The following is a 25,428-nucleotide window of genomic DNA, read 5'->3' as shown; positions in this document are numbered from 1 at the left end:
CCCCGATTTTCTCCAAGGCCTAGTCTCTGCTTGCAAAGCACCCCGTCCACGATCGGCGGGGGGTTAACTGCACCCAGCCGCCATCACTGCTTCAGGATATTGATAATATATGCCCGGTATTCATCACGATTCTTCTTTGACTCTTCCCCTGAACTATGAGTATCAAGGCCATGCTTGGGCGGTCATGAACAACATACGTATCAGGCGGGACATCATGGATGGCATCTTCCGATTACTGGAAAGATTCTTTAGCAAGACCAGCAAGTTACTTGCCATCCGCCTGGAGCTTAAAATGCAACAGGGCACAGACAACAATCAACCCATCAGTCGTTTCTGCAGACAGTTCAAATCAACACTGATCCAGCACTACGGCCCCTGTTATCACGGTTACATCTGGGTCAGAGAGAAAGCCAAATCCGCAGCCCAACACTACCACTTGGCCCTGTTTTTGGACGGACAAAAGGTCAAGCACTCTGACAATGTCTACCGGTTAGCCAAAGCAGAATGGACATATGGCTACCTAGCCCTACCGATGAATCCCTTTTACTTCGTCCACCGTGATCGCCTGGATGAACATAGATTGCTTGTCTACCGCTTAAGCTATTTGGCCAAAACCAAAGACAAGGGAAAGCGGCCACCAGCGGTCAAGGACTACCAAATCAGTCGCAGTATCAGGAAGCAATGAACGATGAAAAGCCGAATTTATGCTCCGAGAATCCCAACCCGCATTAGGAAACCGAGCGAAATGGGGTTCTATGAACGCAAGGTGTTCTGGCGTCATCATCAGGAGAACTTTGCCAATCTGGTGCTGCTTCAAGGTATCAGCATCAAGTTCTACGCAGAGCTATACAAACTTGATTTGAGACTCGTCTATGTAAAGTTTCGGGATCTGGGCAGTGCGGAGCTAAGGCGACGCTTCTGGGAACGTCATCGTCAACAATACCAATCTGAGCAGGCTGAAAACGGCCTGTCGGTAGAGGCCTATATAAAAACGCATAAGCTGCATCATAAGACAGCAAGACTGGAACTGAAGCGACGGTCCATGAGTGAAAAGTGGGAGACCCACTGTAGACGCTACGCTCTGCAGTCGAAACATCGAGATATCACCATTGCCCAGTATGCGAGGGAAAACAATCTGAATCCCTCGACAGCACGGCGTTACATACGAAAAGCCATCACATCTAATAGATAAAAAGCACCATAGGTATTTGGTCCCCCCCCTAGGATGTCCATCAATGGCAGGGATCGTTTACCAGAAACGCAAAGTCTAAATACACATGTAAAAAATTACCAAAAACAATAAACTTAAATAAAATCAGTAATATATTAATATTGAAAGTGATCATCGCAACTTACTGAACATGCAGACCAGAGGTAAAGTGATCCTCCGTCATCAGTGCGTAAACCTTAGACTTGCTGGTGGCTGGGTACTGACAGGGCTCGCTTGGCGTTTACAATCATCGCTGCAGCCATTGCAGGCAGCAACACAGACATCAGGTACACGGAGGCCTGTGCGTTGTGCGCTGGTGACTGAGTCGATATATTTGGGAGAGTCAAGAGAGGCGCTTGACCTTTCTGTTGCTTGGCATGGTGGATCGAGCTGCACTAGTTTGTGAGCATGAGTCCTGCAATCCCTCTTAATTCCACGAACTATCAGACCTTATCCCTTCAACGGCCTAAATCCTGGGCATGGTGGCAAGACGCGACCTGGACCGAATGTGTGCTTCGACGGCCTATGCTGGCACCACCTCGGAGGTCTCACCCCAACTGATGGGCCACCAACACGATTCAGAGGTTCAACATGACATTTCAACCCTCAGAACTGAATAAAAAACGCTCCCGCCGCTTGCGCAAAAAACTGCATCTCGATGAATTTCAGGAGTTGGGTTTACACCTGACCTTTACCATAGATCGAGCGCAAGTCGACTTCGAAGAGGCACTGGATCGATGGCTGGACTATATCGAACTACAAGGTTGGAGCTTTGGCGGGGGTGGAGCCGACGCTGAGCTCAGCGGTTACCTGTGCCAAGCAGCTAACGACTCATTGACCTCTCAAGATCGGGAAGCAATTGCCAACTGGTTGACCGTACAGCCATGGGTGACTGGCCATCGGCTAGCACCACTGAGCGATGCCTGGTATGGCCCCTGAGCGGGCTGCCCAATTGGGCAGCCCGCTCAGGATCATGACTTACTGATAGCTCATGACAAAGTCTGCCGCGGCATCGAACTCACCCGGCACGGGTGGGTTGCTACCATCAGCAGCCACCGTGCTCACGACCTTGGCGCCAAATTTGAGGTGGTTATCACCATTGACCAGACTGGACACCTTGGTTGGCGTACCCAATACAATCTCTTCCCCTGACTGCTTGTTGACCAGAGCAATCGCACCACCAGACCCCCCACCGTTCAATGCCAGCGCATGCTTGGTATCGTCGGATGGAATCCCGGAGAAGGTCACTGTCGCACTGGCTGCGGTGGCAAAATCACAGGCTTCCAAGTGGATTTCGAACGGCCGCAGCGGAGTTGAACCCTGCTTTTTCAGCAGCGAGTTGGCGATCTCCCCCATCTGTACTGTCTGATCCACACTCTCGGGCGCAATTGAGCAGGGGGCATCGATAATGGCACCCACAAACTTGATGGTGCCATGACCCTGATCCTGAGGAGAAGACGCAGCTGGACTGGATGGACCCAAATCACTCCAACCGCCATCATCGTCTGCACAGGCAAGTGCAGCATACCCTCCCGATACCATTGCCACAGTCAAGGCAGTGACCAAACGCAAGCCTGATATTTTTTTCATACAATCAACCTCTATTTGTCCAATGATCGAGCGTTGATCATATAAAGAATGAAAGACACTCTCCAATTATGAAAAATTACCTTTAAACTCAGCCATTAACCATGATTTATCGAACCGGAACGGCCATCACCCTGTCGTTATTTAGAAATAACAAATATTAATTTTAAATAATTTGACTCCTCCACCTCACAGGCTACTGTTTCACCCCGCGATTATCAAATCTGCACCGTTCTGATTCAATGTGAATTATGAGCGATGCGTTGATCGTCGGCATTTGCTTGCAACAAAGCAATAAAACGAGAAATTAAAATATGAGGATGTCATCTATGTTATTTGGACAAAAGAAGCTTGCCCTTGTCGTGAGCTGTCTGATGCTGGGTCTTGGTACCGGTTCTGCCAATGCCACCGAAAACGGTGACTCGGCTGATCTCTATTTCGGTGCCGGTGCCGGCTTCACCCACTTTCAGGGTCTGAACAAGATTGGCGGTGTCGAAAACGGCACCGAAGATGCCGCCGCTACCAACGCCTTTGCGGGTTACAACCTTAACGACTATCTGGGGGCCGAACTGGGCTACATCTACGCCGGGCGTGGCAACACCGATGGCAACCGCTTCGAAAATCAGGGGGGAACCCTCTCCCTGATCGGCCGTGTTCCCCTGGCTGGTGACCTTAGTCTGTTCGGTGAGGCAGGTGGTTACTGGGCCCACACCGACGGGCTGGGCACCAAAGATACCAAGGTCTCCTCCCTGTTTGGCGCCGGTCTGACCTATCAACTGACCGATGCGCTGGATCTGCAGGCCCGCTGGCGTTACATCACTGATGTGGCAGACCTGCACAGCAGTGACTACCACACCAGCACCAAACCCAACCAGAACATGACCACGCTGGAGCTGGTCTACCACCCCTTCCGCTCCAGCTATGTCGAGCCGGTCGCGGTAGAGCGCCCCATTCCGGCGCCGGAACCCGTCATGGTCGACAAGACCTTCGAACTGAGCTCTGACGTGCTGTTTGCATTTGGCAAGGCAGACCTGAAGGAAGAGGGCTTGCAGACCCTGGACAAGCTATACCAGGACCTGGCCAACGCCCGCCCCAAAGAAGGTGAAGCCATCGTGATCGGCTATACCGACCGCATCGGCTCGGCCAAGGTGAACCAGCGCCTTTCCGAGGCCCGCGCCCGGGCTGTGGCTGATTTCCTGGTCTCCCAGGGGCTGCCGGCCAGCAAAATCCGGGTTGAGGGACGTGGCGCAGATGACTCGCTCACCGGCACTCAGTGCGATGGCATCAAATCCAAAGCAAAACGCATTCAATGCCTGGCACCGGACCGTCGGGTAGAAGTACGACTGACCGGGATCAAGTCAGTACAAGCGTGATGATATCAAGGAAGCTATATCGGGCAGGGATGCCCACCTATTTCCAATATCAGCCCTGCTATATCTCCCCATGATATTTCAGTGTCGCTTATCGTTAATCACTCATGGTCTATCAGCGCGATCTGCTCACTCCCAATAATCCCTCCGCCCTTTTTCCGGCGATATCAACCCGGGCTCCCCACCCATTATCTGCGTCACGCTTTGCCTGACTGTTCTAAAAACCACCAGCAATGGCCTGCCAGACCCGATTTCAGGCGACCCAAGACCTGATGAAAGTAAAGCTCAACACATTGATTATTAACGGATAAAACCGGAATTATCTGTAACTGGTCAAAGAGGGTTCCAGCTCGATACCATGTGCTGGCCAATCGGGGGAATCATTGTGCCGGGCGATATTTGCGGCCAGGAAACCAGGTGGTGCCAGTTTCTCATTTCATCCCTCTGAATATAAAAAATCTCGCCTGACCCGGCGTCAGCGCAGTTTTTTTTAGACAGGTTGTCGATCATCACAACCATGTGGCAGGCAGTTCAGCCCAGGCCCCTTACAGACAGTGACGATATTGATATGAAACAACGCATTGCAATATTGATAATCAACTTGCTTGGTGCCTTTGCCATTCAGGCCGCCCCTGCCGGCGGCATCGATTTCAATACCGATTTGCTGGATGTAGCCGATCGCGAAAATATCGACTTCGAACAATTCACTCACGTCGGCTATATCGTTCCCGGCAAATATAGCATGCAGGTAAATATCAACGATCGTTCACTGGGCGAGCGCGAAATCACGGTGAAAAGTGATGCGGATGGCGCGTCCATAAGTTGTATTCCGAAAACACTGCTGGAAGAGTTCGGCCTCAAGGAGAGCGCCCTGCAAAAAGTATTGCAGGCAAATACCGACATGCAGTGCATCAATCTCGATGTGCTGGAAGGGAGCACGCTGCGTCCGGATATCAGCAGTTACACCCTCACCATCTCAATTCCGCAAACCAACCTGGAATATATCGACGACAACTGGGAACCCATCAGCCGCTGGGATAACGGCATCAACGGTTTTATGCTCGATTACGGCATCAACCTGCAACATGCGACCAGCTCCGAGCAGTGGGAGAATAATACCAACGCCAGTGCCTACGGCGTGCTGGGGGCCAACTATGGTGCCTGGCGCGTGCGGGCCGACTGGCAGGCGCAATATCAGAGCAATCGTGGCTGGCATACCCAGAAACCGCCTCAGGATGAGGACCAGCAGGATCAGGATGAACCTCAGGATCCCACCCATCCGAAACAGGTGAAAGAGACCCACCAGCAACACTCTGCCGACGTGACCCGGGTCTACGCCTATCGCCCGCTCCCCTCCCGCGAGGAGAAGCTGATGGTAGGGGAGCTGGATCTTGGCAACTCCATCTTCGACTCGTTCCGCTTCACCGGGCTCACGCTAGCCTCGGATGACAACATGCTCCCCCCCAACCTGCGTGGCTATGCCCCCGAAGTAGTCGGTATCGCCAAAACCAACGCCAAGGTGGTCATCAGCCAGGGGGGACGCGTTCTCTACGAGACCCAGGTCGCGGCCGGCCCATTCCGAATCCAGGATCTCAACTCGGCCACCAGCGGCGAGCTGGACGTGCGGGTAGAGGAACAGGATGGCTCCTTGCAAACCTTCAAGGTCAATACCGCTGCCATCCCCTATCTGTCGCGCCCGGGCTCGGTACGCTACAAGTTTGCCAGCGGCAAGCCCTCCAACCTCGACCACAGCCTGGAAGGGCCGCTGTTTGTCAGCGGTGAAGCCTCCTGGGGAGTCAACAATGGCTGGTCCCTCTTCGGCGGCGCCCTGGTGAGCGACGGCTATGCCGCGCTAACTGTGGGTACGGGCCGGGACCTGCTGCAATTTGGAGCCATCTCGTTCGACATGACGGAGTCGCGGGCCGAATTGCCCGAGAAGGGCATCAAGCACGGCGGCTCCTATCGGGTCAACTACTCCAAGAGCTTCGACAAATACGACAGCCAGGTGGCGTTTGCCGGTTACCGCTTCTCGGAGCGCGACTTCATGACCATGAGCGACTACCTGAGCGCCAAAGACGAGAGCCAGGCCTACTACCAGGGGGGCTCGAAAGAGATGTACTCGGTCATTCTGAGCAAGCAGTTTCGCAACCAGAATATCGGCGCCTACTTCGACTACACCCACCAGTCCTACTGGCTGAAGCCGGACAGTGAACGCATCAGCCTGGCCCTCTCCCACCAGTTCGATGTGAAGGATTGGCGCGGCCTGGGGCTGACGGTGAACGCCTACCGCCAAACCCAGTGGGAGAACGCCGATACCGGTATGTACCTCTCCCTCTCGGTGCCGCTCGGCGGGGGCAGTCACCTCGGTTACAGCCTCTCGTCGCAAAACGACACCCTGACCCACAGCGCCAACTACTACAACACCTTGGACGAGCGCAACAACTACTCCCTCTCGGCCAGCACCTCGCCCCGTGGGGAGAGCCTCAGCGGCTTCTACTCCCATACCGCCGACAAGGCGCAGCTGTCGGTCAATGCCAGCGAGCAGAACGGCGGCAAAAACCTGAGTGCGGGCCTCTCCGTGCAGGGGGGCATCACCGCCACCGCGCAGGGCACCGCCCTGCACCGGGTAGGCATGATGGGGGGCAGTCGCCTGCTGGTGGATGCCGATGGCGCCGAAGGGGTGCCGATCCATGCCGGCGGCCCCGTCACCACCACGGATCGCCACGGCAAGGCAGTGGTGGCCGATCTCACCAGCTACTACCGGCAGCGCACCAGCATAGATGTGGATCGGCTCGGCGACGAGGTCGAACCCATCGGCTCCCCCGTGGCCAGCCGCACCCTCACCGAAGGGGCCATCGGCTACCAGCACTTCGATGTGCTGGCGGGGGGCAAGCGGCTGCTCGCCTTCCGGCTCCAGAACGGCAAGACGCCCCCCTTCGCCGCGGTGGTGGAGAACCAGCAACAACTGCGACTGGGGATGCTGAGCGACGACGGCATGGCCTATCTGGCGGGGCTGCACGCCGGCGAGCCGATCTTCATCCGCTGGGGCGACCATGCCCACTGCCAGGCAGTGCTGCCAAACCCGCTGCCGGCGGAGGACGAGCTGCCCACCCTGAGCTGTCACTGAGACCCGTTTTACTGACCAACACGAGATCCGACGATGAAACTGATGCAACACGCCCTGCTGGCCTTCGCCCTGGTGGCCGCCCTGCCCACTCAGGCCGCCGTGGCCCTGGATCGCACCCGGGTGATCTACACCGGCGATAGCAAGTCCCAGAGCCTCAACATCCGCAACCACAACAAGGAGCTGCCCTATCTGGCCCAGGCCTGGATGGAAGATGCCATGGGCCGCAAGATTTCAAGCCCCTTCGTGGTGCTGCCCCCGGTGCAGCGGCTGGAGCCGGGCGCCGACAGCATGCTGAAGGTGCAGGCCACCCAGGCGAGCCACCTGCTGCCCCAGGATCGGGAGAGCCTGTTCTACTTCAACCTGCGGGAGATCCCGCCGCGCAGCGACAAACCCAACTCCCTGCAGCTGGCGCTGCAGACCCGCATCAAGTTCTTCTACCGGCCGCAGTCGCTGGTGGTGGAGCCGGAGGCCCATGTCGCCCCCTGGCAGCAGCAGCTCAAGCTGACCCCGACCCAGGGGCACTACCGGGTGGAGAACCCCACCCCCTACTTCATCACCCTGGTCGATGCCGCCGGCAAGGCCGATGACGAAGGGCAGGCCGACTTCACCCCCCTGATGCTGGCCCCGTTCGGCCAGGGTGAGCTCAATCTCGGGGTCGCCCGGCTTGGCAACACGCCGACCCTCACCTATGTCGATGACTTCGGCGGGCGCCGCCCGCTCCACTTTCGCTGCACCGATCAGCACTGCAGCCTGACCAGCGCCGACAAAGCGGCCTGAAGGAGGTAACGATGAACCCCATGATCCACAAGGCCCGCGGCCTGCCGGCCCTGCTCTGCCTCGCCTGGCTGGGGCTGCTGCCGGCCCGCGCCTGGGCTGACGGCTATGACTCGGTGCAGCTGACCATCACCGGCACCCTGGTCTCGGTGCCCTGCACCATCCCCCCGGCGGATGCGAACATCAGCCTGGATCTGGGTACCGTGGTCAACAAGGATCTGCTGCGGGACAAACGCTCCAAACCCAAGGGGTTTGTGCTGCACCTGGAAGAGTGCGATCCCTCGGTGGCCAAGGGGGTCAAGGTCACCTTCAGCGGCACCGCCTCCAGCGAGGACAAGAACCTGCTGAGCCTGGCCAAGGGCAGCGCCGCTGCCGGCATCGCCCTCGGCATAGTCCAGGGCAAGGATAGCCCCAAGGATCTGCCGCTGGGTCAGGCCAGCAGCAAGCAGACCCTGCAAACCGGCAAGAACCAGCTCGATTTCGGGGTCTACGTCGCGCTGCTGAAATCGGGGGAGAAAAAGCTCACCCCCGGCACCTTCAGCGCCCAGTCGACCCTCAAGCTGACCTATGAATAGCCGCTATCCCGAACTCGCACCGGCGCAGGCCTGGCAACTGGCCTATCAGTGGCTCTGCCAGCGGCGGCGCCACTACCCGGCCAACGCCGATATCTGGCACCTGCGCTTTCACTGGCCCGCGCGCTCGGCCACCCTGTTTGCCCGGGTGATGGCGGGGCACTATCGGCTCAGCCCCATGCAACTGCTGGGGGGCCACGCCATCTGGTCGGCAGAAGATGCGCTGGTGCTGAAATGGGTAGCGCTGCGGGTCGCCCCACGGCTCCCCTGGCACCCGGCCTGCGAACATGGTCGCGGCATGGGGGTCGTGGCCTCCCGTCGCCGGCTGCACGACTTTTTGCAAGGGGCCGGGGGCAGCCACCCCTATGTGCTGCGCACCGATATTCGCGGCTACTACCAGCATATCGACCGGGCACGGGTGCTCAGCCGGCTGGTGGCGCGGCTGCCCTGCCCCGTCTGCCGCGAGCTGATGCGCCAATACCTCTATTACAGCGTCGAGTGCGGCGGCGAGTTTCATACCCCCGGCGGGGGGATCAGCCGCGGCTGTGCGCTGAGCCCGCTGATCGGCGCCAGTCTGCTGTGGCATATCGATGCCGACTTTGCCGCCAGGGGGGAGCTCTATTACGCCCGCTATATGGACGACTTTATCGTGCTGGCCCGCACCCGCTGGCGCCTGCGCGATGCCGTGCGCCGTCTCAATGGCTATCTGGCCGCCGACGGCTTTAGCCAGCACCCCGCCAAGACCTGGATTGGCCGCCTGGATCGCGGCATCGACTGGCTGGGGGGCTGGTATACCACGCAGGGCCGGGTCGGCATCGCCCCCAACGCCCTGCAACGCTATCGAACCAAGTCCCTGCGGCTTTATGAGCAGACCCTGCGTGCCGGCAACCCGGAAGCCGAGAGCCAACGCAGGGTGCGTGGGTATTTTATGAGGTGGCGGGGTGCTGTGGGCCGCCGGCCTCGCCGTCGGGGCGCCATGTCGCCCCCCCCAAACAACCGAACCATAAAGGACCGACAATGACCCCCCCGACAATAACAAGCCGACCGCACCGCCACCATCGCAAAGCCCCAAACCTAATGACCGGCGTCTTGCTAGCCACTCTGACGTCGCTGTCGGGCCCCGTACACGCGGTCGTCGTTCCCCACGCCACCAACCTAGAACTAGTGCAAAACTGGTGCAATGAATGGTCCGGCAACGTCACCTTTACCGCCGAGCCGCCCTCGGCCGAAGACGACGTCTTGATCCGCACATACTCAAACTACGAATATGGGCACCTGCATTATGACGACAAAGACTTCGTATACTCAACGCACAAGACCTTCTCGAGTGACGACTACAACAACCGAGTCGCCCAAATAAACCAACTCGTGTTCAACACATCCACACCAGCCCCGGGGGCAACGACGACCCTCTTCATGCATCACTCGGGAGGGTGCGCAACGGCAGGCGGAGGATACGAATGCGTGGGAGTCTTCGTATCCAACACAGTTGACAACATCCTGCCTGCCGGTGTCGAACCGCTCACGCTGGGGAGGTGCATCCGCGTTCCCGACCGGAACGGTTCCTGTTGGTTTAATGCGAGGACCCTCAACAAGGACATGGGAACAATAACTGCTGAGGGGGCGTCCTCTCGCCTTGACCTGCAATATCAGTGCAGCGGGACGGCTCCTGATTACCGACTCAGTCTCCAGGGAGGGGGGTCGAGTGTGCTAGACAGTGGAGCGGGGGTATCGGTCGCAATAAAAGTACGTGGGGTCCAGCTGCCCTTCACAATCGCCAAACCCGGGGCTGGAATAGGCAGCATTCCGTTGGAACTAACCACCGCCGCAGACCCAAGCTCGAGTGGGAAGTTTTCAGCGTCAGGAGTGCTGATACTAGAACCCAATTGATCGGTGCTGAAGTCTGAGGGTGGAGTAGAGGAAGCCGCCCGATAGTAACGGGTTGACGGAAACCCGGTGGCTGCGGCCAGTCAGGAAGCTCGGAGGGGGGCGTGTCGGCCGTCAGAGGCTACGGGGACTCGCCCCCAACGCGCGGCCGACCTAGGGGCACGTCTCGCCCTCCCTAGGACGTGGGCAAGCAACCACCCCGGGGTAAACTGGGTGCCCCTCACCGAAGGGAGATCCATAGGCCTAGGCCGGTCGGGACCACGCAGGACCAGCTATTTACCTCCCGAGGACCAGGAGCAGCAGCCGACTGCTCGGCGCAGACTACCAGGCACGACTGCACCCACAGCTGCGGTCGGGGGGCGACAGGTGTGGTGAAAGGCGTACTAGCAAGCCGGCAAGACAAACCGTGGCCTCAGGCACCCGTGCCCTCGCCCAACCAATCGCATCTCCTCCACCAGAACGAGCTCGTACGAGCCCCAATCGACAGTATCACCCCACCCCGCCTTAGCACCGGAAGCAGAGGTGAGCGAACCCACACAGCCCCGCCCTGCCGCAAGCTCCGCGCGCAGAAACTAAACGGCCTGGCGGCGTGGCCACCCGGGCGGGCGACACGGCTCGGCTACATCCACCCGATCGGCGCAATTCCAGACGCACCAGTGAGGCCACGAGGTTCGCGTGATCCAGAGGATGACCGCGACCAGACTGCCCGCACCTGTCCGAACCGAGTGGAAGCACTTGCGCTTCCCCCGTGCCACTCAACTGGGAGCCAGCGACCGACCCCATGCTAGGATCCCCCGGCTCTATCAACGGCATCCCGCCGGGCACTACCCCGAAGCGCCTGGATCCTCCAGGAGGTGGAGGGGTCCGGTGACGCCATCAACTCTGATAACTGGCACGACGGTGAAAGGGACGGGTCGCCACCCCTGAACCGCACGGGATCACGTATGGCCTATAGGGACAACCTCACCGCAGTCCGACTCAAAGGAGATCAGGGACGGGGTATGGGGATAAGAGTCGGTGCCGGGTGAGTTGGGGGCGACCGCCGGCTTCATCGTGACGTCCCAGAAACGCTGGGAGACCAACGGGTCGCGGCCCCGGCCACGGGAGTGCCCGCCCGCTATGCCGTAGCGCGGCACCCCGTGCTGGCCCCCTGACTCCCGCGCCTCACGCCCGCAACTCGCAACGCACTGGATCACGCGCTGCGAAGCTTACAGGACCATGCCGCTGATATTAGACCGTCTGCCGTGGCACGGGATATGGTTCCATTTGGTCGCCACCAGCGTAGAACCAGCCGCAGGCTGCAACCGACCGGCCCCCACTTACGCACACCAAAACAAGAGATCAATGCATTGATATAAAAGGGATTTCAAAGAAATTTTTCATAACTGGGCGCCGGTGGCTACCGGGGGTAGCATGCCTTGGTCGACAGCACCAGGTGAGTCGGTTTAAGCCAAGACAGTGCTCCCTTTCTCCTGACTGACCGGCCTGCTGTCGTTATGCATACTCTCAACGAAACGAAACAAGGTAAAAAACAATATGAAACCCATGATGAAACCCATGAATTCCGCCCGCTGGGGACTGTCGGCGCTCGCCCTCTCCCTCGCCCTGAGCACAGGTGCCGCCTTTGCCGAAGAGACCCCACCAACCGAAAAACCGCCCGTGGATCAGGGTCATGGCACCATCAAGTTTATCGGCGCCATTATCGACGCCCCCTGCTCCATCGCCCCGGAGAGCGTGGACCAGACCATCCAGATGGGGGAGATCGCCAACTCGCTGCTGAACAAGCAGGGCTCCACGCCGCTGCGCCCGTTCGAGATCCACCTGGAAGCCTGTGACTTCGCCACCGCCAGCGACGCCACCGTCACCTTCAACGGCATCCCGGCCGACACCGCCAAGAAGAGCCTGGCCCTCAACGGCGGCGGCTCCGGTGGCGCCATCTCCCTGGTCAACAAGCAAAATGGTGACGAGATCGTGCTCGGCACCCCGACCAAAGTGGCCAGCCTGGTCAATGGCGACAACCACCTGAAGTTTGGTGCCAAGGTGATCAGTACCGTGGCTGAGGGTGGCAAGGCGGTGCCGGGTGAGTTCGATGCCTCCGCCGACTTTATCATGACCTACCAGTAATCCTCTGCAGATAACCTGACTCCGCAACCAAGGCAAACGGAATTGCCTTGCCATTGGGCCTTATCCGCCGGGATCTGACCCGGAACGCCCTCCAACTCCAGCCGATGGCTGTGGCCCCCCCTCCCTGTTCTGCCGGCGCCGTTCGCCTGTTCCCCTCTGCGCCATCACCCGCTATCCCATGCAGCACGCATAAGCCATGTCGCTCCTCTGGCCCAGTATGTGCACACCCGCGACATCGGGTCGGGAACCGTCACCATACCGCCACCCGGATGGCCGGCCTCTGTCGACCGTGGTGCTCCTGCCAAAAGGATCCATCCATTCGCGCTCGGCGTCAGCCCCCCTATCCGGGGGCGTCCGGTATCTTCAGCGGCGGCGGTGCGCGGCTCCTGACTGCCGAGTGAATCCCCGGTTCGCACCGCTAAGCTGAGGCTATCCATCCGCAAGGCACCCTTCGGCCCCCTTACACCCGCATTATCCCCAGAGTCTGAGGCCCATCCCTGTTTGACCCTTCATCCCGCTGCTGCCCCCCACCGCCCGGCCTCAGGGCCATTGTGTTGCAGCATAGAGTCCAGCAACCAGCGAGCCGGCCGGCACTTCACTTAACCAGGGGGTTCAGGGCGGTGGCGAGGAGAGGGGGCATCAAGGCAAAAGCTGGTGGCATGGCAAGGGCAGAATAAAGAAAAGGCTGGCACAAGCCAGCCTTGGTGGGATAAGTGACGGCGCAGCCCTTGCCGAGAGCCCGCCGGGGCATCCGGGCAGAGCGCTTATTCTGGCGCCCTGCGCGACAGCATCAGAAAACCGCCATGCACGGTGGAGGCATGCAGCACTTTTTGCGCCTCCAGGGTGTAACGCAAGTGCTCCTCTTCGCTGGTCATAATGCTCATGACAGCCGCCCGATAGGGGGTCAGCAGCTCCGACTCCAGCGCCTTGACGTGCACACTCTGCAGATGGGCTTTCATGACGTAATCGGGATAGCGGCCGTTGATCTCCGTCAGCCTGCCATCACGGGTTTTGAGGAGCGTTAGCTCTGCCATCTCCTCACCGGCTGGCGTCACCAACGAGACCTCCTGCACGAATTCGTGGATCGGCGCACCATACCCCTTGTGTCTGACCTGCATCGCCAATACGGGATGTTCTGTCCCATCACAAGGCGCATAGAAATTGACGTTGTTGTAATACCCCTCCCCCATGGGTGCCGGAAAATCACGGAAGGGGGGCACAGAGAGATGCTGTGCGATGCACCTTAGCTGAGGCTCCAGCGACGCATCATGCTGAACGAAATAGACCTTCTCCCACAGGGGCCGATCGCCTTCATAAGAGACCAGCGATATCAGGTGGTCGGCAATCATCATCCGGTATTCGCTCTCCGCCGACTGCGCAGAAGCCTTGTCAATCATCTCCAGAGTGGCGCTGGAAATCGGCGGATTGGCCCCATCCACGCGATAGATGATGCCGTGCCGGGTGGTTATCTTTTTGGTCAGATAGGGCAGGCTCTCTTCTTCCGCCAGCAGAAACCAGCCAGCCAGAACAAGCAGACCAAGCAGCAACGAGACCATGATGCCACGCTTGAGGATAACCCTGCTGCGGTGCCATGCGGGTTGCAGCAAGGGGGGCTCGTCAAACAGATCGCGGCCTGTGTCCGTTTCATCAACCAGCTCTCCGACCAGCGCATCATGGGTGACAGTGTCGGGGGCGTCGTCAATGATCAGCTCCTCTTTCAGGATGGTCAGATCCATCATGTAACCCACTCTGGGCACGGTACGGATAGAGTCCATCACCCCTAGGGACTCCAGCTTGCGCCGGATCATCAGGATATTTTTATTCAGACCCGCGTCGCTGCTTTCACTGTTGTTCCACAATGCAGAGATAAACTCCTCTCTGGACATCACCTGCTGGGGGTGTTCACAGAAAAACTCCAGCAGTTGGCACTCTTTCTGGCTTAAATGTACTTCGCGGGTAGCATCTCCCCTTTCTTTGACCAGACAATAACGCGATGGAATAAAGGTGATGTCATCACCAATGTGATAATTTATTTCCAGCATGATGCTCATCAATCAGCAAACTTGAATGTGACTACCACCCCAAAAAGCAGGATTCATTAGCCACCCCTTTACATACCAGCCAACCGCTATATTCGAAATAGATCTCAAAAGCAAAATATATGTCCAATACAGCAACTATGACTACCAGTATATACACCAGCGTTTTTATGTACTTTATAGGTATATTTATGTAGTCCAGCTCATAGTTTTTCTTCGGCTTCCATCCCGATGATTCAGTTGGCTTAGGGAAAAGAACATCCACATCAGCCCTTTTACGAAACATTTCGCTACCTTTTGGCAATTAAATGGAGCGAAAATGTTAGCACTGAAAGCCCATGCGGTTAAATTACGATTAATTTCATAAAAATACCCTTAAAAACATAGAGATAAGAGCATCCATAACAACAAAGCCCCCATCCAGGGGGGGCTCGTGACCGTGATTTTATCTGATCAAGATGCAAATCTGAATGAACATTAAAGATGAATCATATCCGCTTGATTCACGTCAATTTTGTTTTCCATACCCTGTCCGGGATGGTCTCTCTCTTCCTCATTTAAAAAAAAAATGGCACTACCTGCCGGGAGTCATGGAGGTAGTGCCATAAAAGCCAGCCGCATATTAAGGCTGGAATACCTGCTGCACAACGCTACCGCTGGCAATCACCTTCTTGTTGCTGCTCTCGTAGGACCATGTCAGTGAATTCTGGCCTGCCCCTTCCCATACCAGCAGGTTGTTCGTCTCGTCATAGCTGCCGGGCGTCGCCCAGACAATCTCTGGTACCTCGTCTTGCGGAGTGCGCAAAACGATCTTGAGCCATTTCCCCTGCACCGTATCCGCCATCACCACATGTTGATTCTTCAATGACACACTGGTGTTGTCGTGCAGATAGGCCAGCGGCCGAGTGTTGCTGATGTAGTTGTCATCGGCAGTCAGCTTCGCCAGATAGCGCGGCCCATGCACTATCTTCTCGAGGTCATCCAGGCGACACCCCGACACATCCAGCTTCTGCAAAGCAGACAGGTTGGCCATGCCGGACCAATCCGCCATCTTGTTATTCGAAATATTCAGACCAACCAGGGTCGCAGGCATAAACTCCAGGGTGGAGATCTTGGCTGATGCCACCTCAAGCTGCTTGAGCTTGCTCATCTTTCCCAGCGGGGATAGGTCATCTATCGGGTTATCGCTGACGGACAAGGTGGTCAGATTCATCAGATCCGCAATCGGGCTCAGTGAATCAATCCCATTTCCCGAGATATCCAGCATGGTCAGCGTAGATATTCTGCCAAGTTGATGGATATCAGCGAGACGGTTGGCCGCTATTTTCAGCGTGGAGAGCGGCAGTTCACTGATTGCGGAAATATCACTGATATCGTTGTCCGTCACATCCAGTGAAACAAGATTGGTGGCAAACTGTAACCCGGTCAGGTTCTCGATATGTTTACCGACAGCATTGAGACTATCCAGCGCCAGCATATCCTGAGTCGTCACAGGATCTGCCTCAGCAATACCCAACGCAGATTTGACCGCGGCTTCCATATTCTTGTCAGGAAAATTGATAATCTCTGCATTGACTGCATCTGTCAGGAGTTGTTCATTATTTTCGGAAGGCTGCAACTGGATATATCCATTGCGATCATCGGCTTCATGTTCTGACACTGTGCCGGCAATGGCGGGGACAGACAGCGCCATTGAAATGGCAATTGCCAAGGTCGTGTTTTTCATTATTTACGTCTCTCGGTTTGTTGATTGCTATAAAACCCTACCGAAAATAGATTTCATGAAAAATAAAAAAGATCGAGACATATTCATTATTGTGATCACCAACTGCTTATATTTTTAAATTACAAATAATTATAAATAATTTCGGCCAATACCATCCGTACATTTGCCAGATATTGGGTGAGCAAGGTTTATCACAGACCACAGGTTTCAGGTTGGTGTACATGAGCATATGTAATGACTCCTGGCGTAGCGCTCTACATCATTGGCAGCCAATAGCTCAATGAGCATAAGGGAGCCGCACAGATCGTCATGAGGCACGCTTTTTCCACCTATGCGAGATGAGGCCTCGCAACATCGCTGATTGGAAGGCTGCCAGAGCAACCTTGACAGACAACCTGCTGCAGCGGCTAACGGGATCTCGACCCAACCGAACTGATAGATGAAATAATCCCTGCCACCTCACGTCCATGACGCAGTGAAAACGACAACACAGCCCATTCCGCTGGCTGAGTTATCACCACCAGAGGAGAGGAAACGGCTCACTGGCCAAGCGCTCTATGCCGGCCACCAGCAGAGAGAATTTTGACTGAGCGGGGTTTAGCGTGGGGTAAAAAAATAAAAAACACTTAACCAAAACAATTAAAAATATAATAATCAAACACTTATATGAATGCGGCGAGTCTTCCATCGAAGACCTCAACTGATCCTGCCTGCCCTCCGGCAGCGCCCGATGCAGACAGGCCGCAACTCACGGCGGCCTCTTTGCTTATCCCCCTCCGCCATCATCTGGTGATAGTACACCCCGCATCGTCTCTGCTCCTTCCCTTAGCCTCTTTATCTCATTCGCCTTGCAAACCACCAATGTGCCACTCCGATCACAAATCGCAGTAAAGCGAACCGCAAGAGGTAGCTGACATACCGAGTTGTCGTTATAAGAGAGCCCCTTATCTCCGGAGTATGAACAAGGCAATCAGATGGCCACCATCAGACAGGTCGCAACCCTCGCCAAGGTCTCGACGGCAACCGTCTCAAGAGTGATCAATAACTCTGCCCATGTTGAACCGGCGACCAGGGAACGGGTAGAGAAAGCAATGCGTGCGCTCGACTATCGACGCGACATGGCGGCAGTGGCTCTGGCAAAACGCAGCGGCAATATGCTCGGCCTGTTGACCGGCAATCTGGCCGATCCCTTCTTTGCCAGACTGGCCCGCGGAGTAGAAGCCATCAGCCGGCAGCACGGCTTTCGGTTGATGGTCTGTAGCGGGTCCCATCAAAGCGAGCAGGAGCAGTATGGGCTCGAGTTTCTGATCAATCAGGGCTGCGAAGCCATCGTTGCCCATACCACTCGCCTCTCTGACGAACTGCTGCTCCGTTACGCCTCACACATGCCAGCACTCATTCCCATCAATCGCTATCTGCCCGAGCTGGCTCACCGCAGTGTCTGGCTGGACAACCGGGCAGGCACCCGAGCCGCCGTCGACCATCTGGTGGCTCAAGGTCATCGCCGGATCGGCTTCATCACCTGTGATTTGCCCATCGCCGATCGGCAGCTCCGCCTGGAGGGATATGAGCAAGGAATGGCTCACTATCATCTGGCACTCAAACCACAGTGGGTTATCAGCCAGCCCTTTACCGAGGAGGGGGGCGAACAGGCGGCGGTGCGCTTGCTTGCTGAGTGCCCCGAGGTAACCGCCGTGCTCACTTTCAACGATGTGATGGCGGCAGGCATGATGTCGCACCTGAGAAAATGCGGGCGACGGATCCCTGAAGACCTGTCGATTATCGGGTTCGATGACATCATGCTGGCCCGCTACCTCTACCCGACACTGACCACTCTGCACTACCCCATTGAGACCATGGCCAAACGGGCTGCCGAGCTGGCCATCACCCGACTGCAACAGCAGGACCCGGGCCCGGAGATCCATGAGTTCACCCCTGCACTGGTCATTCGCGAGTCGGTTATGCCCCTGACGCAACCTCCCCTTCTGCGACCATGATCACGTTCCAGAACACCATGTAACCGGTTACATAGCTGGCGTGCAAGGCTCACATTTCCACCAGGCTGCTCGCCCCACAATGGCGCCATGTTCTGAAGCGATGGATCAACTGTGATGAAACAAGAGAGAAAGACCCTGACCCTGGGGCTTGCCACATTACCCATTCTGGTGATGCTGGGGCTCCTGATCGTTGGCTATGTTCTGATGGGATTGCGCATTGAGCCACTGCTCCTGCTGTCCGCCATCTTCACAGCACTGCTCGCCTGCTGGCAGGGATATAGCTGGGACGAGATCATCCAGTCCATCGTCCAGAAGCTGGCCAAGGCGATGCCGGTCATTCTGATCCTGGTCTGTGTGGGTGGATTGATTGGCAGCTGGATGTTCAGCGGCACCATCCCTTACATGGTCTATTGGGGGCTCAAGCTGATCAGCCCGCAATACATTCTCATTGCGGCCTTCTTCATCACCAGTCTGGTCTCGGTCTGTACCGGTACCTCCTGGGGCTCAGCGGGCACCGTCGGGGTAGCCCTGATGGGGGTTGCGCACGGTCTGGATGTTTCGCTGGCAGCGGCAGCCGGGGCCGTGGTGTCAGGCGCCTATTTCGGCGACAAGATCTCTCCTCTCTCCGATTCGACCAACTTCGCCGCCATTGTGGCCGATACCACCCTCTACGCCCATATCCAGCACCTGCTCTGGACCACGCTGCCCAGCTTCCTGCTGGCTGCCGGCGTCTTCTTCGTCGCCGGTTTTTCAGTCATCGGTGAAGAGGTGGCCACACCGGAGAAGGTCATCACCATCCTGTCCACACTGGAGCAGCTCTACCACTTCAATCCTCTCCTGCTGCTGCCCCCGCTGATTGTGCTGTGGGGGGCGATCGCCAAGAAGCCCACTATTCCCTTGATGCTGCTGGCCAGCGCCATCGCCATTATCCTCGGGATTACGTTGCAGGGATTGCCGCTACAGTCCGGTTTCAATGCCCTGATCGACGGCTTCAACCTCACCATGTTCACCCCACTGGGTCATGACGTCAGCCAGCTGCTCCCCGATATCCCCCGCCTACTCAATCGCGGTGGCATGTTCTCGATGATGAGCACCATTCTGCTGGTCTTCTGCGCCTTCTCCTTTGCCGGTGTACTGACCCTGACGGGGGCGCTCAACCTCATCATCAATCGCCTGCTGACCCTTATTCACTCCACTGGCCAGTTGATCGCCTCGACCATTGCCACCACCCTGCTGGTCACCGGTGCCACCAGTGACGGCAAGCTGGCCCTGCTCATCCCGGGCGAGCTGTTTCAGGACGCCTACCGTCGCATGGGGCTGGATACCAAGAACCTCTCCCGCACCATAGAGGATGCGGGCACCGTGATTGAGCCCCTGATCCCCTGGACGGCTGCTGGTGTCTATATGGCGGGCACCCTTGGCATCCCGACGCTCGATTACCTCCCCTGGGCCATCCAGTGCTATGCCGCCCTTTTCTTTGCCCTGGGCTACGGCTTTACCGGTATTGGCATCGCCCATGCAGACCGGAAAGAGGTGACAGGGGAGCCGCGGACCATGACAGTGGCGGAGGAGCGATAAGATGCCGGAGCACAACTTTGACCAAGTGATTGATCGCCACAATACCAACTCCATCAAGTGGGACTGTATGCCCCAGTACCTTGGCATCGACGGCAGCGATCTGCTACCCATGTGGGTATCCGATTTCGACTTTGCCTGTCCACCAACCGTGCAGCAGGCACTGCAACGGCGGGTCGCCCACGGCGTATTCGGATACAGCGAGCGACGGGATGACTACTTCAGCGCCATACAACAGTGGTTTGCCCGGCGCCATCAGATCACCATAGAACGGGAGTGGATCCACTCCGTCGAGGGGGTGATCCCCGGCATCTCGCTGCTACTGCAAATGCTGACACAACCCGGAGAAGGGATTGTTGTCCAGGGCCCCTGTTATGGTTCCTTTGCCAAGATCATCGCGCTGAACGAGCGACGACTGCTAGATAACCCGTTGCTGCGAAAAGGGAATCGCTACGAGATGGATCTGCCGCAGCTGGCACGTCTCTTCATGGTGGAGCGCCCCGCCATGATGATCCTCTGCAATCCCCACAACCCGACCGGCAGGAGCTGGACGTTCACCGAGCTCTATGAACTGGCGACCCTGTGCCAGCAGCACGGCGTGACGCTGGTATCAGACGAGATCTGGGCCGATCTGCAACTGGCTGGCCATCGGCACACCTCGGTGCTCTCCCTGCCGCCCCATTTGCTGCCCAACATGGTGGTGGCGACCTCTGCCAGCAAGAGCTTCGGTCTCTCCTCGCTGCGCATCTCCAACTTCATCATCCCGGATCCTGCGCTGCGCCAGCGCTTCAAACAGCGTCTCGATGCCCATGGTCTGGATGTATTCAATGCGCTCTCCATGGAGGCTGCCACTGCGGCCTATCAGCACGGCGAGGCATGGCTAAACGGGCTGCTCGCCTATCTGACAGACAATCGCCACTGGTTTGCCGAGCAGCTGGCAACCCGGTTGCCCCGTCTGCAACTGATGGAGGCCGATGCCACCTATCTGGCCTGGATCGATTGCCGCCAGCTGGAGCTGGATGACGATGAGCTGAAACAGCGGCTTATCGAAGAGGCGAGAGTTGTCCCGTCGATGGGGATCGGCTTTGGCAAAGGGGGGCAGGGCTTTATTCGCCTCAATCTGGGCTGCCCGCGCAGCTATCTGGAACAAGCACTCACCGGACTGGAGCGGCTGGTGTCCAGATGACATCGCAGAGCAGGGGACAACAGGGGTAGAGCATGCAACCCCGCTGTCTCCTGCATACCCCAACTGTGAGTTCACCGGCAGTTTCCCGCTCTGGTGCACCACAAGATGCAATAACGGAACGACCGCCACAGGCAGAGACTCGGAATGGTGATACAAACAGGGTCTCTTCAATCCACCTGATAACGATGCCTGCATGATGACGAAGCTTGAACGCCCCTACTTTTCCAGCGTGCACGAGACCGATGAGGGGCTAAGCAGCCCCCTCTCGCTCTACTCCGTTTATGAGGCGATCGATGTGGAACTGCGGGCTCCCCACGAGATGGCCGGTTACCACTGGCATGGCCAGGTGGAAGTCAACATCCCGTTCGATGGTGATGTGGAGTACACCATGAATGGCCAATCCTTTACCCTGGCGGCAGGGCATGCAGGGTTGTTCTGGGCGGCCATCCCCCATCAGCTGACCCGTATCGGCCACTGCTCGCAGATGGGCCTCATCAATATACCGATCCATCTGTTTCTCTCCTGGCCCATCAATCGGGAGCTGCTGAATCAGGTCACCCATGGCGGCGTACTGCAGTCGCGATCAGCCATGCTGGTGAGCGAGTTTGAACTGACCCGCTGGGTCACGGAGAGCCGGATGGATGACCCTGGCCGTCAGCAACTGGTTGCCGACGAGATCTGCCTGATGTTGCGGCGCCTAGGGCTGGATGGCTGGAGCCGCCTGCTCGCCAACCACAGCAATCAGGGGACGACGACGGGTGCCTCAAAACACTCCCAGTTCCATGTGCAGCAGATGCTCGAATACATTGCCGCCCACCATGATGCCCCGCTCACCACCAGGGAGCTGGCCGATCATGTTGGGTTGCACCCCAACTACGCCATGGGGCTGTTTCAGAAGGTGATGCAGATGAGCATCAAGCAGTACGTCACCGCGATGCGGATCAACCATGCCAGAGCCCTGCTCAGCGATACCGACCGCACCATCCTCGATGTCGCACTGACGGCAGGTTTCAACTCCAGCAGCCGCTTCTATGAGACCTTCCAGCGTTATCTGGGGCTGACACCGAGTCGCTACCGCCAACTGAGTCGGGAACGGGCCAACTCTTCGCAGTAAATTCCCAAATAAAAAAGGGGCTCACGCCCCCCTGACTCAATCTCTCACCGCTTAGCGGGACGGTACCGATACATTCACTCGTCCACCCGGCGGCACAGTCACCTCGACCGCACTCACAGTGACTCCGTTGAGGCGCTGCATACGCGCCTTGCGCAGCTTGCCATCCACCAGCAGGAATCCGTGGTTGCCCGGGAAGCGGGCCTCCCAGAACAGCGCGCGCGGCCCCGTGTTGCCCAACTTGCTGGCGGTAACGCCCTCATGGCGCAGTGACAACCGGTGGGCCCCGACCGGCAGTTGCTCGATGGCTACCCAGTCGATGAAAGCGGGCAATCGGGACAGGGTTGCCACCCGGTGCGCGGCCGCATCCGGCTCAACCCCCATCATCCCCTCCACGGTCTGCGACACCAGCGTAAAGGAGATCTCCGGATAGTCGCCATTGGTGCCCTGACTAGGCCGCTCATGGGGGAGATTTCGCTTGGCCAGAATGTAGCGCATCCAGCGCCACGCCTCCTCGTTGCGCTGATAGGGGAAATAGGTATCCGGCAGATAGGTGTAGGCCTCGATGTTGGCGGGTGCCTGTGGTGTCGAGCCGATCCCCTCGCCCACCATCTCGCTGATAAAGTCGAGATAGCGGTCATTGCGCGGCCCCGGCTCAGATAGCCGCTTCATCGGAATAAACCAGCTGTTCTCCTTGCCAAAATCGTTGCGCTTGCTGAGATTGCTGTCGAGTATGCGGGCATAGTGGCCCTGCTCATCCCCGGCAACCCGGCTCCACTCCTCGTTGAAGTAGCGCTTCAGCAGCACCGCCTTGCGCTGCCAGACTTGCGCCGCCCGCTTTTCACCGCGAGCCTGCAGCATGGCGGCATAAGCCAGCGTCGCCTGATACTGGGAGCCGATGGCATCGGCTGCCTCTATCGGGTGCTCGCCCCGCTCGTTGTAGGTGCAGGATCCCTGGAAAATACCTCCCTTGCCCTCGGCGATCCCGTTGGGGTGCTGCTCATCATGCAGCGCGATGAAGTCGGTCAGCACCTTGCCGTAAAAGGACCACAGCTCGGGATCCTCGATATAGCGGCGATCGCCGCTCCAGAGGTAGGCGTGGTAAGCCTTCTCCACCAACTCGAACTGGGCGGGCACCTCGCGCACGAACCAGCTGTCGTCCTTGTAGTCGATGGTGTGGGGAGAGCCATCAAAGTTGAAGGCCCAGAGGGTATACCACTTGCGCGCGTCGGTGGCATTGCGAGCAAACACCTTGAACATCGAAAAGTTCTCGGCGCGCCAGCCAGCAATCTCGGCACCGGCAACCTGATGGGCAAAGTCGCGTCCGTAAAAGGCCGTGCGATCGTAATAGCCGGCCCAGTAGGAGGGGATGTAGTCATGCAGGCCGGTGCCATCCCCCTCCGGGTGGTACTCGTCCTTGTTGGTGACGCCACGCTGGCCGGTCATGATGAACTGCGCCGTTTTGGCGGCCGCCCAATTGAACCCTTCCGCCAGTTCGGTGCTGGAAGAGCTGAGATGCACGGCCGGTTGCGATGCTGCCTCCACTCCGGCGGCGACCGCCGGCTGCGCACAGAGGGTAGCGATGCCTGCCGCCATCATGGCGCATGAGAGACGGGCCCGGCGACTCATTGGATATCCCATGTTCAACTCCTTTGATGATGAACGCCGACCCCAAGGTCGGCGTTATAGGTGAAAGAGATCAGCTGGCCGCCGCCTGCGCCTGCTTGGCCTCGATACTTTCGGATTCATATTTGCACATCAGATGATCTACCACCTTGCTCTGGTAGTGGCCGTTGAGCTTGTAGAAGCGGAAGTAAACAAACAGGGTCAGGGCAAAGAAGATGGCCGGCAGCACCACCATGATGGCCTGCATGCCGAAGAGGGTTTCGGCACTCTGCACCGCATTGGGGACATAACCGACCAGAGTCAACATGACACCGATGAAGAAGCCGGCGAAGGCCGAGCCAGCCTTGACCACCATGGTCTGCACCGAGTAAGCGATGCTCTCGTTGCGGGTGCCAAGCTTGTACTCGCCATAGTCGACCGTGTCGGCGACCATGATCACCTGTAGCACCCAGAACAGGGCGGTACCTATGTGGAGCAGGATGCCGGAGAGGATGATCAGCGCGACATTCTGGGGAGCAATGAAACCGATATACATCAGCATCAGGCAGCTCGTTATGGGGCAGAGTGAGGCCAACGCCCAGAGCACCCGCCGCGAGATGAAGCGGGCCAGCCGCGGGAAGATCATCAGGGTGATCAGGTTGGCGATGCCCCCGTACATCATGAAGCTGGGAAAGAGGGACTCCTGACCAATCACATAGGTAAAGTAGTAGATGGCGAAGGCGGTGATGGTGTTGTTCGCCACGTTGTAGCAGAGCGCCATAAACAGCACGCTGGTGAGCTGATCGTTGCGGAAAATAAGCTTGACCGAATCCATGATGGTGGTGCGCTGCTGACTGACAGTGGGGGTCGCGGCCGAGCTGTAGCGCTCCTTAACATTGCGCAGGGTGACCAGGGTCGAGACAAGAAAGAAGGCGACCAGGATGAAGGTGAACATCAGAAAACCGTGGGCCTTGTCCCCCTGGCCAAAATAGTCCACTACCTTGAGGCCGATGGCACCGGTAATAAGCCAGGAGAGACTGGCAAAGAAGCGGGGATAGGGAACCAGTGCCTCGCGCTCGTGCTTATCGATGGTCAACGTTGGCACCAGCGACCAGAAGGGTATATCCATCAGGGTATAGGTCATGCCCCACAGGATGTAGGTGATGGCCACATAGACGAGCAGGGCCGTCCCTTCGAAATAGTGGGCACTGAACACCATCACCAGGGCGATGGAGTTGACCACTGTACCGATCAGTATCCAGGGTTTGAACTTGCCCCAACGGCTACGGGTATTGTCGACAATCCACCCCATGATGGGGTCATTGACCGCATCCCAAATCCTGGCAATCAGAAAGATGGTGCCGACGAAGGCAGCCGACACCCCCACCACATCCGTGTAGTAGAACATCAGGTACATGTAGACGATGCCGATGGCAAAATCCTTGCCGAAGGCCCCGAAGCCATAGCTCAACTTGGTTTTCAGCGAGACGCTCATGGTTTATCTCCTTGGGGGTTAAGCCCCCCGCAGGGGGCTCTTG

The 25,428-nt window shown here is 57.7% G+C and carries 18 protein-coding genes; 13 read left to right on the top strand and 5 right to left on the bottom strand.

What is annotated here, in order from left to right:
- The first annotated feature begins 109 nt into the window (after nucleotides 1–109).
- From G5306_RS10900 to G5306_RS10890, 3 genes are all read left to right on the top strand, one after another.
- Nucleotides 110–685: a YagK/YfjJ domain-containing protein gene (locus tag G5306_RS10900; protein WP_421205556.1), complete on the top strand. Its 576-nt coding sequence runs from the start codon at nucleotides 110–112 to the stop codon at nucleotides 683–685.
- Nucleotides 686–688: 3 nt separating this feature from the next.
- Nucleotides 689–1,192, top strand: a complete 504-nt coding sequence (locus G5306_RS10895; RefSeq protein WP_421312860.1) for a hypothetical protein — start codon at nucleotides 689–691, stop codon at nucleotides 1,190–1,192.
- A gap of 609 nt (nucleotides 1,193–1,801) precedes the next feature.
- A complete protein-coding gene (locus tag G5306_RS10890) occupies nucleotides 1,802–2,149 on the top strand; it encodes a 50S ribosome-binding protein YggL (RefSeq protein WP_421254358.1) in 348 nt (115 codons plus the stop codon).
- A 39-nt stretch (nucleotides 2,150–2,188) separates the two neighbouring features.
- On the opposite strand, the gene G5306_RS10885 is transcribed toward G5306_RS10890, so the two are convergent.
- Nucleotides 2,189–2,800 (bottom strand): fimbrial protein, encoded by a 612-nt coding sequence (locus G5306_RS10885; RefSeq protein WP_421205561.1) that lies wholly within the window; start codon nucleotides 2,798–2,800, stop codon nucleotides 2,189–2,191.
- Between the two features lie 326 nt (nucleotides 2,801–3,126).
- On the opposite strand from G5306_RS10885, the gene G5306_RS10880 reads away from it, so the two are divergent.
- The 6 genes from G5306_RS10880 to G5306_RS10855 all read left to right on the top strand — a co-directional run bounded on the left by G5306_RS10880 (nucleotide 3,127) and on the right by G5306_RS10855 (nucleotide 12,651).
- Complete coding sequence (locus G5306_RS10880; protein WP_421208868.1) at nucleotides 3,127–4,170, top strand: OmpA family protein; 1,044 nt, start codon at nucleotides 3,127–3,129, stop codon at nucleotides 4,168–4,170.
- Nucleotides 4,171–4,735: 565 nt separating this feature from the next.
- Complete coding sequence (locus tag G5306_RS10875; protein ID WP_421312859.1) at nucleotides 4,736–7,294, top strand: fimbria/pilus outer membrane usher protein; 2,559 nt, start codon at nucleotides 4,736–4,738, stop codon at nucleotides 7,292–7,294.
- Nucleotides 7,295–7,327: 33 nt separating this feature from the next.
- On the top strand, nucleotides 7,328–8,071 hold the full coding sequence (locus G5306_RS10870) for a fimbria/pilus periplasmic chaperone (RefSeq protein ID WP_016349199.1): 744 nt from the start codon (nucleotides 7,328–7,330) through the stop codon (nucleotides 8,069–8,071).
- An 11-nt stretch (nucleotides 8,072–8,082) separates the two neighbouring features.
- Nucleotides 8,083–8,643, top strand: a complete 561-nt coding sequence (locus tag G5306_RS10865; RefSeq protein ID WP_279462974.1) for a fimbrial protein — start codon at nucleotides 8,083–8,085, stop codon at nucleotides 8,641–8,643.
- A complete protein-coding gene (locus tag G5306_RS10860) occupies nucleotides 8,636–9,661 on the top strand; it encodes a reverse transcriptase domain-containing protein (RefSeq protein ID WP_421312858.1) in 1,026 nt (341 codons plus the stop codon). Before G5306_RS10865 ends, G5306_RS10860 begins: the two co-directional genes overlap by 8 nt.
- A 2,423-nt stretch (nucleotides 9,662–12,084) precedes the next feature.
- Nucleotides 12,085–12,651, top strand: a complete 567-nt coding sequence (locus tag G5306_RS10855) for a fimbrial protein (protein WP_421312857.1) — start codon at nucleotides 12,085–12,087, stop codon at nucleotides 12,649–12,651.
- Nucleotides 12,652–13,415: 764 nt separating this feature from the next.
- On the opposite strand, the gene G5306_RS10850 is transcribed toward G5306_RS10855, so the two are convergent.
- Both G5306_RS10850 and G5306_RS10845 read right to left on the bottom strand, forming a co-directional pair.
- Nucleotides 13,416–14,693 carry a winged helix-turn-helix domain-containing protein gene (locus tag G5306_RS10850; protein ID WP_421312856.1) on the bottom strand — a complete coding sequence of 426 codons (1,278 nt, stop codon included), beginning with the start codon at nucleotides 14,691–14,693 and terminating at the stop codon, nucleotides 13,416–13,418.
- Between the two features lie 619 nt (nucleotides 14,694–15,312).
- The gene (locus G5306_RS10845; RefSeq protein ID WP_421312855.1) at nucleotides 15,313–16,416 is read right to left on the bottom strand and encodes a leucine-rich repeat domain-containing protein; all 1,104 of its coding nucleotides are present in this window, start codon (nucleotides 16,414–16,416) and stop codon (nucleotides 15,313–15,315) included.
- 974 nt (nucleotides 16,417–17,390) lie between these two features.
- On the opposite strand from G5306_RS10845, the gene G5306_RS10840 reads away from it, so the two are divergent.
- The 4 genes from G5306_RS10840 to melR all read left to right on the top strand — a co-directional run bounded on the left by G5306_RS10840 (nucleotide 17,391) and on the right by melR (nucleotide 22,288).
- Nucleotides 17,391–18,413 carry a LacI family DNA-binding transcriptional regulator gene (locus G5306_RS10840; RefSeq protein WP_421259328.1) on the top strand — a complete coding sequence of 341 codons (1,023 nt, stop codon included), beginning with the start codon at nucleotides 17,391–17,393 and terminating at the stop codon, nucleotides 18,411–18,413.
- 114 nt (nucleotides 18,414–18,527) lie between these two features.
- Nucleotides 18,528–19,991, top strand: coding sequence for a Na+/H+ antiporter NhaC (nhaC, locus tag G5306_RS10835; RefSeq protein WP_216952772.1), 1,464 nt, complete (start codon nucleotides 18,528–18,530; stop codon nucleotides 19,989–19,991).
- A 1-nt stretch (nucleotide 19,992) separates the two neighbouring features.
- Nucleotides 19,993–21,174, top strand: coding sequence for a MalY/PatB family protein (locus G5306_RS10830; protein WP_421172684.1), 1,182 nt, complete (start codon nucleotides 19,993–19,995; stop codon nucleotides 21,172–21,174).
- Nucleotides 21,175–21,367: 193 nt separating this feature from the next.
- Nucleotides 21,368–22,288, top strand: a complete 921-nt coding sequence (gene melR / locus G5306_RS10825; protein ID WP_421172683.1) for a transcriptional regulator MelR — start codon at nucleotides 21,368–21,370, stop codon at nucleotides 22,286–22,288.
- Between the two features lie 51 nt (nucleotides 22,289–22,339).
- Here melR and G5306_RS10820 read toward each other — a convergent pair whose 3' ends face one another.
- Nucleotides 22,340–23,926, bottom strand: coding sequence for a hypothetical protein (locus G5306_RS10820; RefSeq protein WP_216952769.1), 1,587 nt, complete (start codon nucleotides 23,924–23,926; stop codon nucleotides 22,340–22,342).
- A 58-nt stretch (nucleotides 23,927–23,984) separates the two neighbouring features.
- Nucleotides 23,985–25,385 (bottom strand): melibiose:sodium transporter MelB, encoded by a 1,401-nt coding sequence (melB, locus tag G5306_RS10815; RefSeq protein WP_216952768.1) that lies wholly within the window; start codon nucleotides 25,383–25,385, stop codon nucleotides 23,985–23,987.
- Nucleotides 25,386–25,428: the final 43 nt, after the last annotated feature.

The sequence above is a fragment of the Aeromonas sp. 603404 genome (genome assembly GCF_049171775.1).
Classification (GTDB): domain Bacteria; phylum Pseudomonadota; class Gammaproteobacteria; order Enterobacterales; family Aeromonadaceae; genus Aeromonas; species Aeromonas veronii_A.
The sequence above is the reverse complement of the archived record's forward strand: the minus strand, read 5'-3'. Positions and strand labels throughout refer to the sequence as shown.

Excerpts from the sequence above, each read along its gene's own strand:
- G5306_RS10865 (WP_279462974.1), top strand. The coding sequence starts at position 8,083 with ATGAACCCCATGATCCACAAGGCCCGCGGCCTGCCGGCCCTGCTCTGC.
- G5306_RS10830 (WP_421172684.1), top strand. The coding sequence starts at position 19,993 with ATGCCGGAGCACAACTTTGACCAAGTGATTGATCGCCACAATACCAAC.
- G5306_RS10850 (WP_421312856.1), bottom strand. The coding sequence starts at position 14,693 with ATGCTGGAAATAAATTATCACATTGGTGATGACATCACCTTTATTCCA.
- G5306_RS10900 (WP_421205556.1), top strand. The coding sequence starts at position 110 with ATGCCCGGTATTCATCACGATTCTTCTTTGACTCTTCCCCTGAACTAT.
- G5306_RS10895 (WP_421312860.1), top strand. The coding sequence starts at position 689 with ATGAAAAGCCGAATTTATGCTCCGAGAATCCCAACCCGCATTAGGAAA.
- G5306_RS10880 (WP_421208868.1), top strand. The coding sequence starts at position 3,127 with ATGTTATTTGGACAAAAGAAGCTTGCCCTTGTCGTGAGCTGTCTGATG.
- G5306_RS10855 (WP_421312857.1), top strand. The coding sequence starts at position 12,085 with ATGAATTCCGCCCGCTGGGGACTGTCGGCGCTCGCCCTCTCCCTCGCC.
- nhaC (WP_216952772.1), top strand. The coding sequence starts at position 18,528 with ATGAAACAAGAGAGAAAGACCCTGACCCTGGGGCTTGCCACATTACCC.
- G5306_RS10885 (WP_421205561.1), bottom strand. The coding sequence starts at position 2,800 with ATGAAAAAAATATCAGGCTTGCGTTTGGTCACTGCCTTGACTGTGGCA.
- G5306_RS10840 (WP_421259328.1), top strand. The coding sequence starts at position 17,391 with ATGGCCACCATCAGACAGGTCGCAACCCTCGCCAAGGTCTCGACGGCA.
- G5306_RS10870 (WP_016349199.1), top strand. The coding sequence starts at position 7,328 with ATGAAACTGATGCAACACGCCCTGCTGGCCTTCGCCCTGGTGGCCGCC.
- G5306_RS10820 (WP_216952769.1), bottom strand. The coding sequence starts at position 23,926 with ATGGGATATCCAATGAGTCGCCGGGCCCGTCTCTCATGCGCCATGATG.
- G5306_RS10845 (WP_421312855.1), bottom strand. The coding sequence starts at position 16,416 with ATGAAAAACACGACCTTGGCAATTGCCATTTCAATGGCGCTGTCTGTC.
- melB (WP_216952768.1), bottom strand. The coding sequence starts at position 25,385 with ATGAGCGTCTCGCTGAAAACCAAGTTGAGCTATGGCTTCGGGGCCTTC.
- G5306_RS10860 (WP_421312858.1), top strand. The coding sequence starts at position 8,636 with ATGAATAGCCGCTATCCCGAACTCGCACCGGCGCAGGCCTGGCAACTG.
- melR (WP_421172683.1), top strand. The coding sequence starts at position 21,368 with ATGATGACGAAGCTTGAACGCCCCTACTTTTCCAGCGTGCACGAGACC.
- G5306_RS10890 (WP_421254358.1), top strand. The coding sequence starts at position 1,802 with ATGACATTTCAACCCTCAGAACTGAATAAAAAACGCTCCCGCCGCTTG.
- G5306_RS10875 (WP_421312859.1), top strand. The coding sequence starts at position 4,736 with ATGAAACAACGCATTGCAATATTGATAATCAACTTGCTTGGTGCCTTT.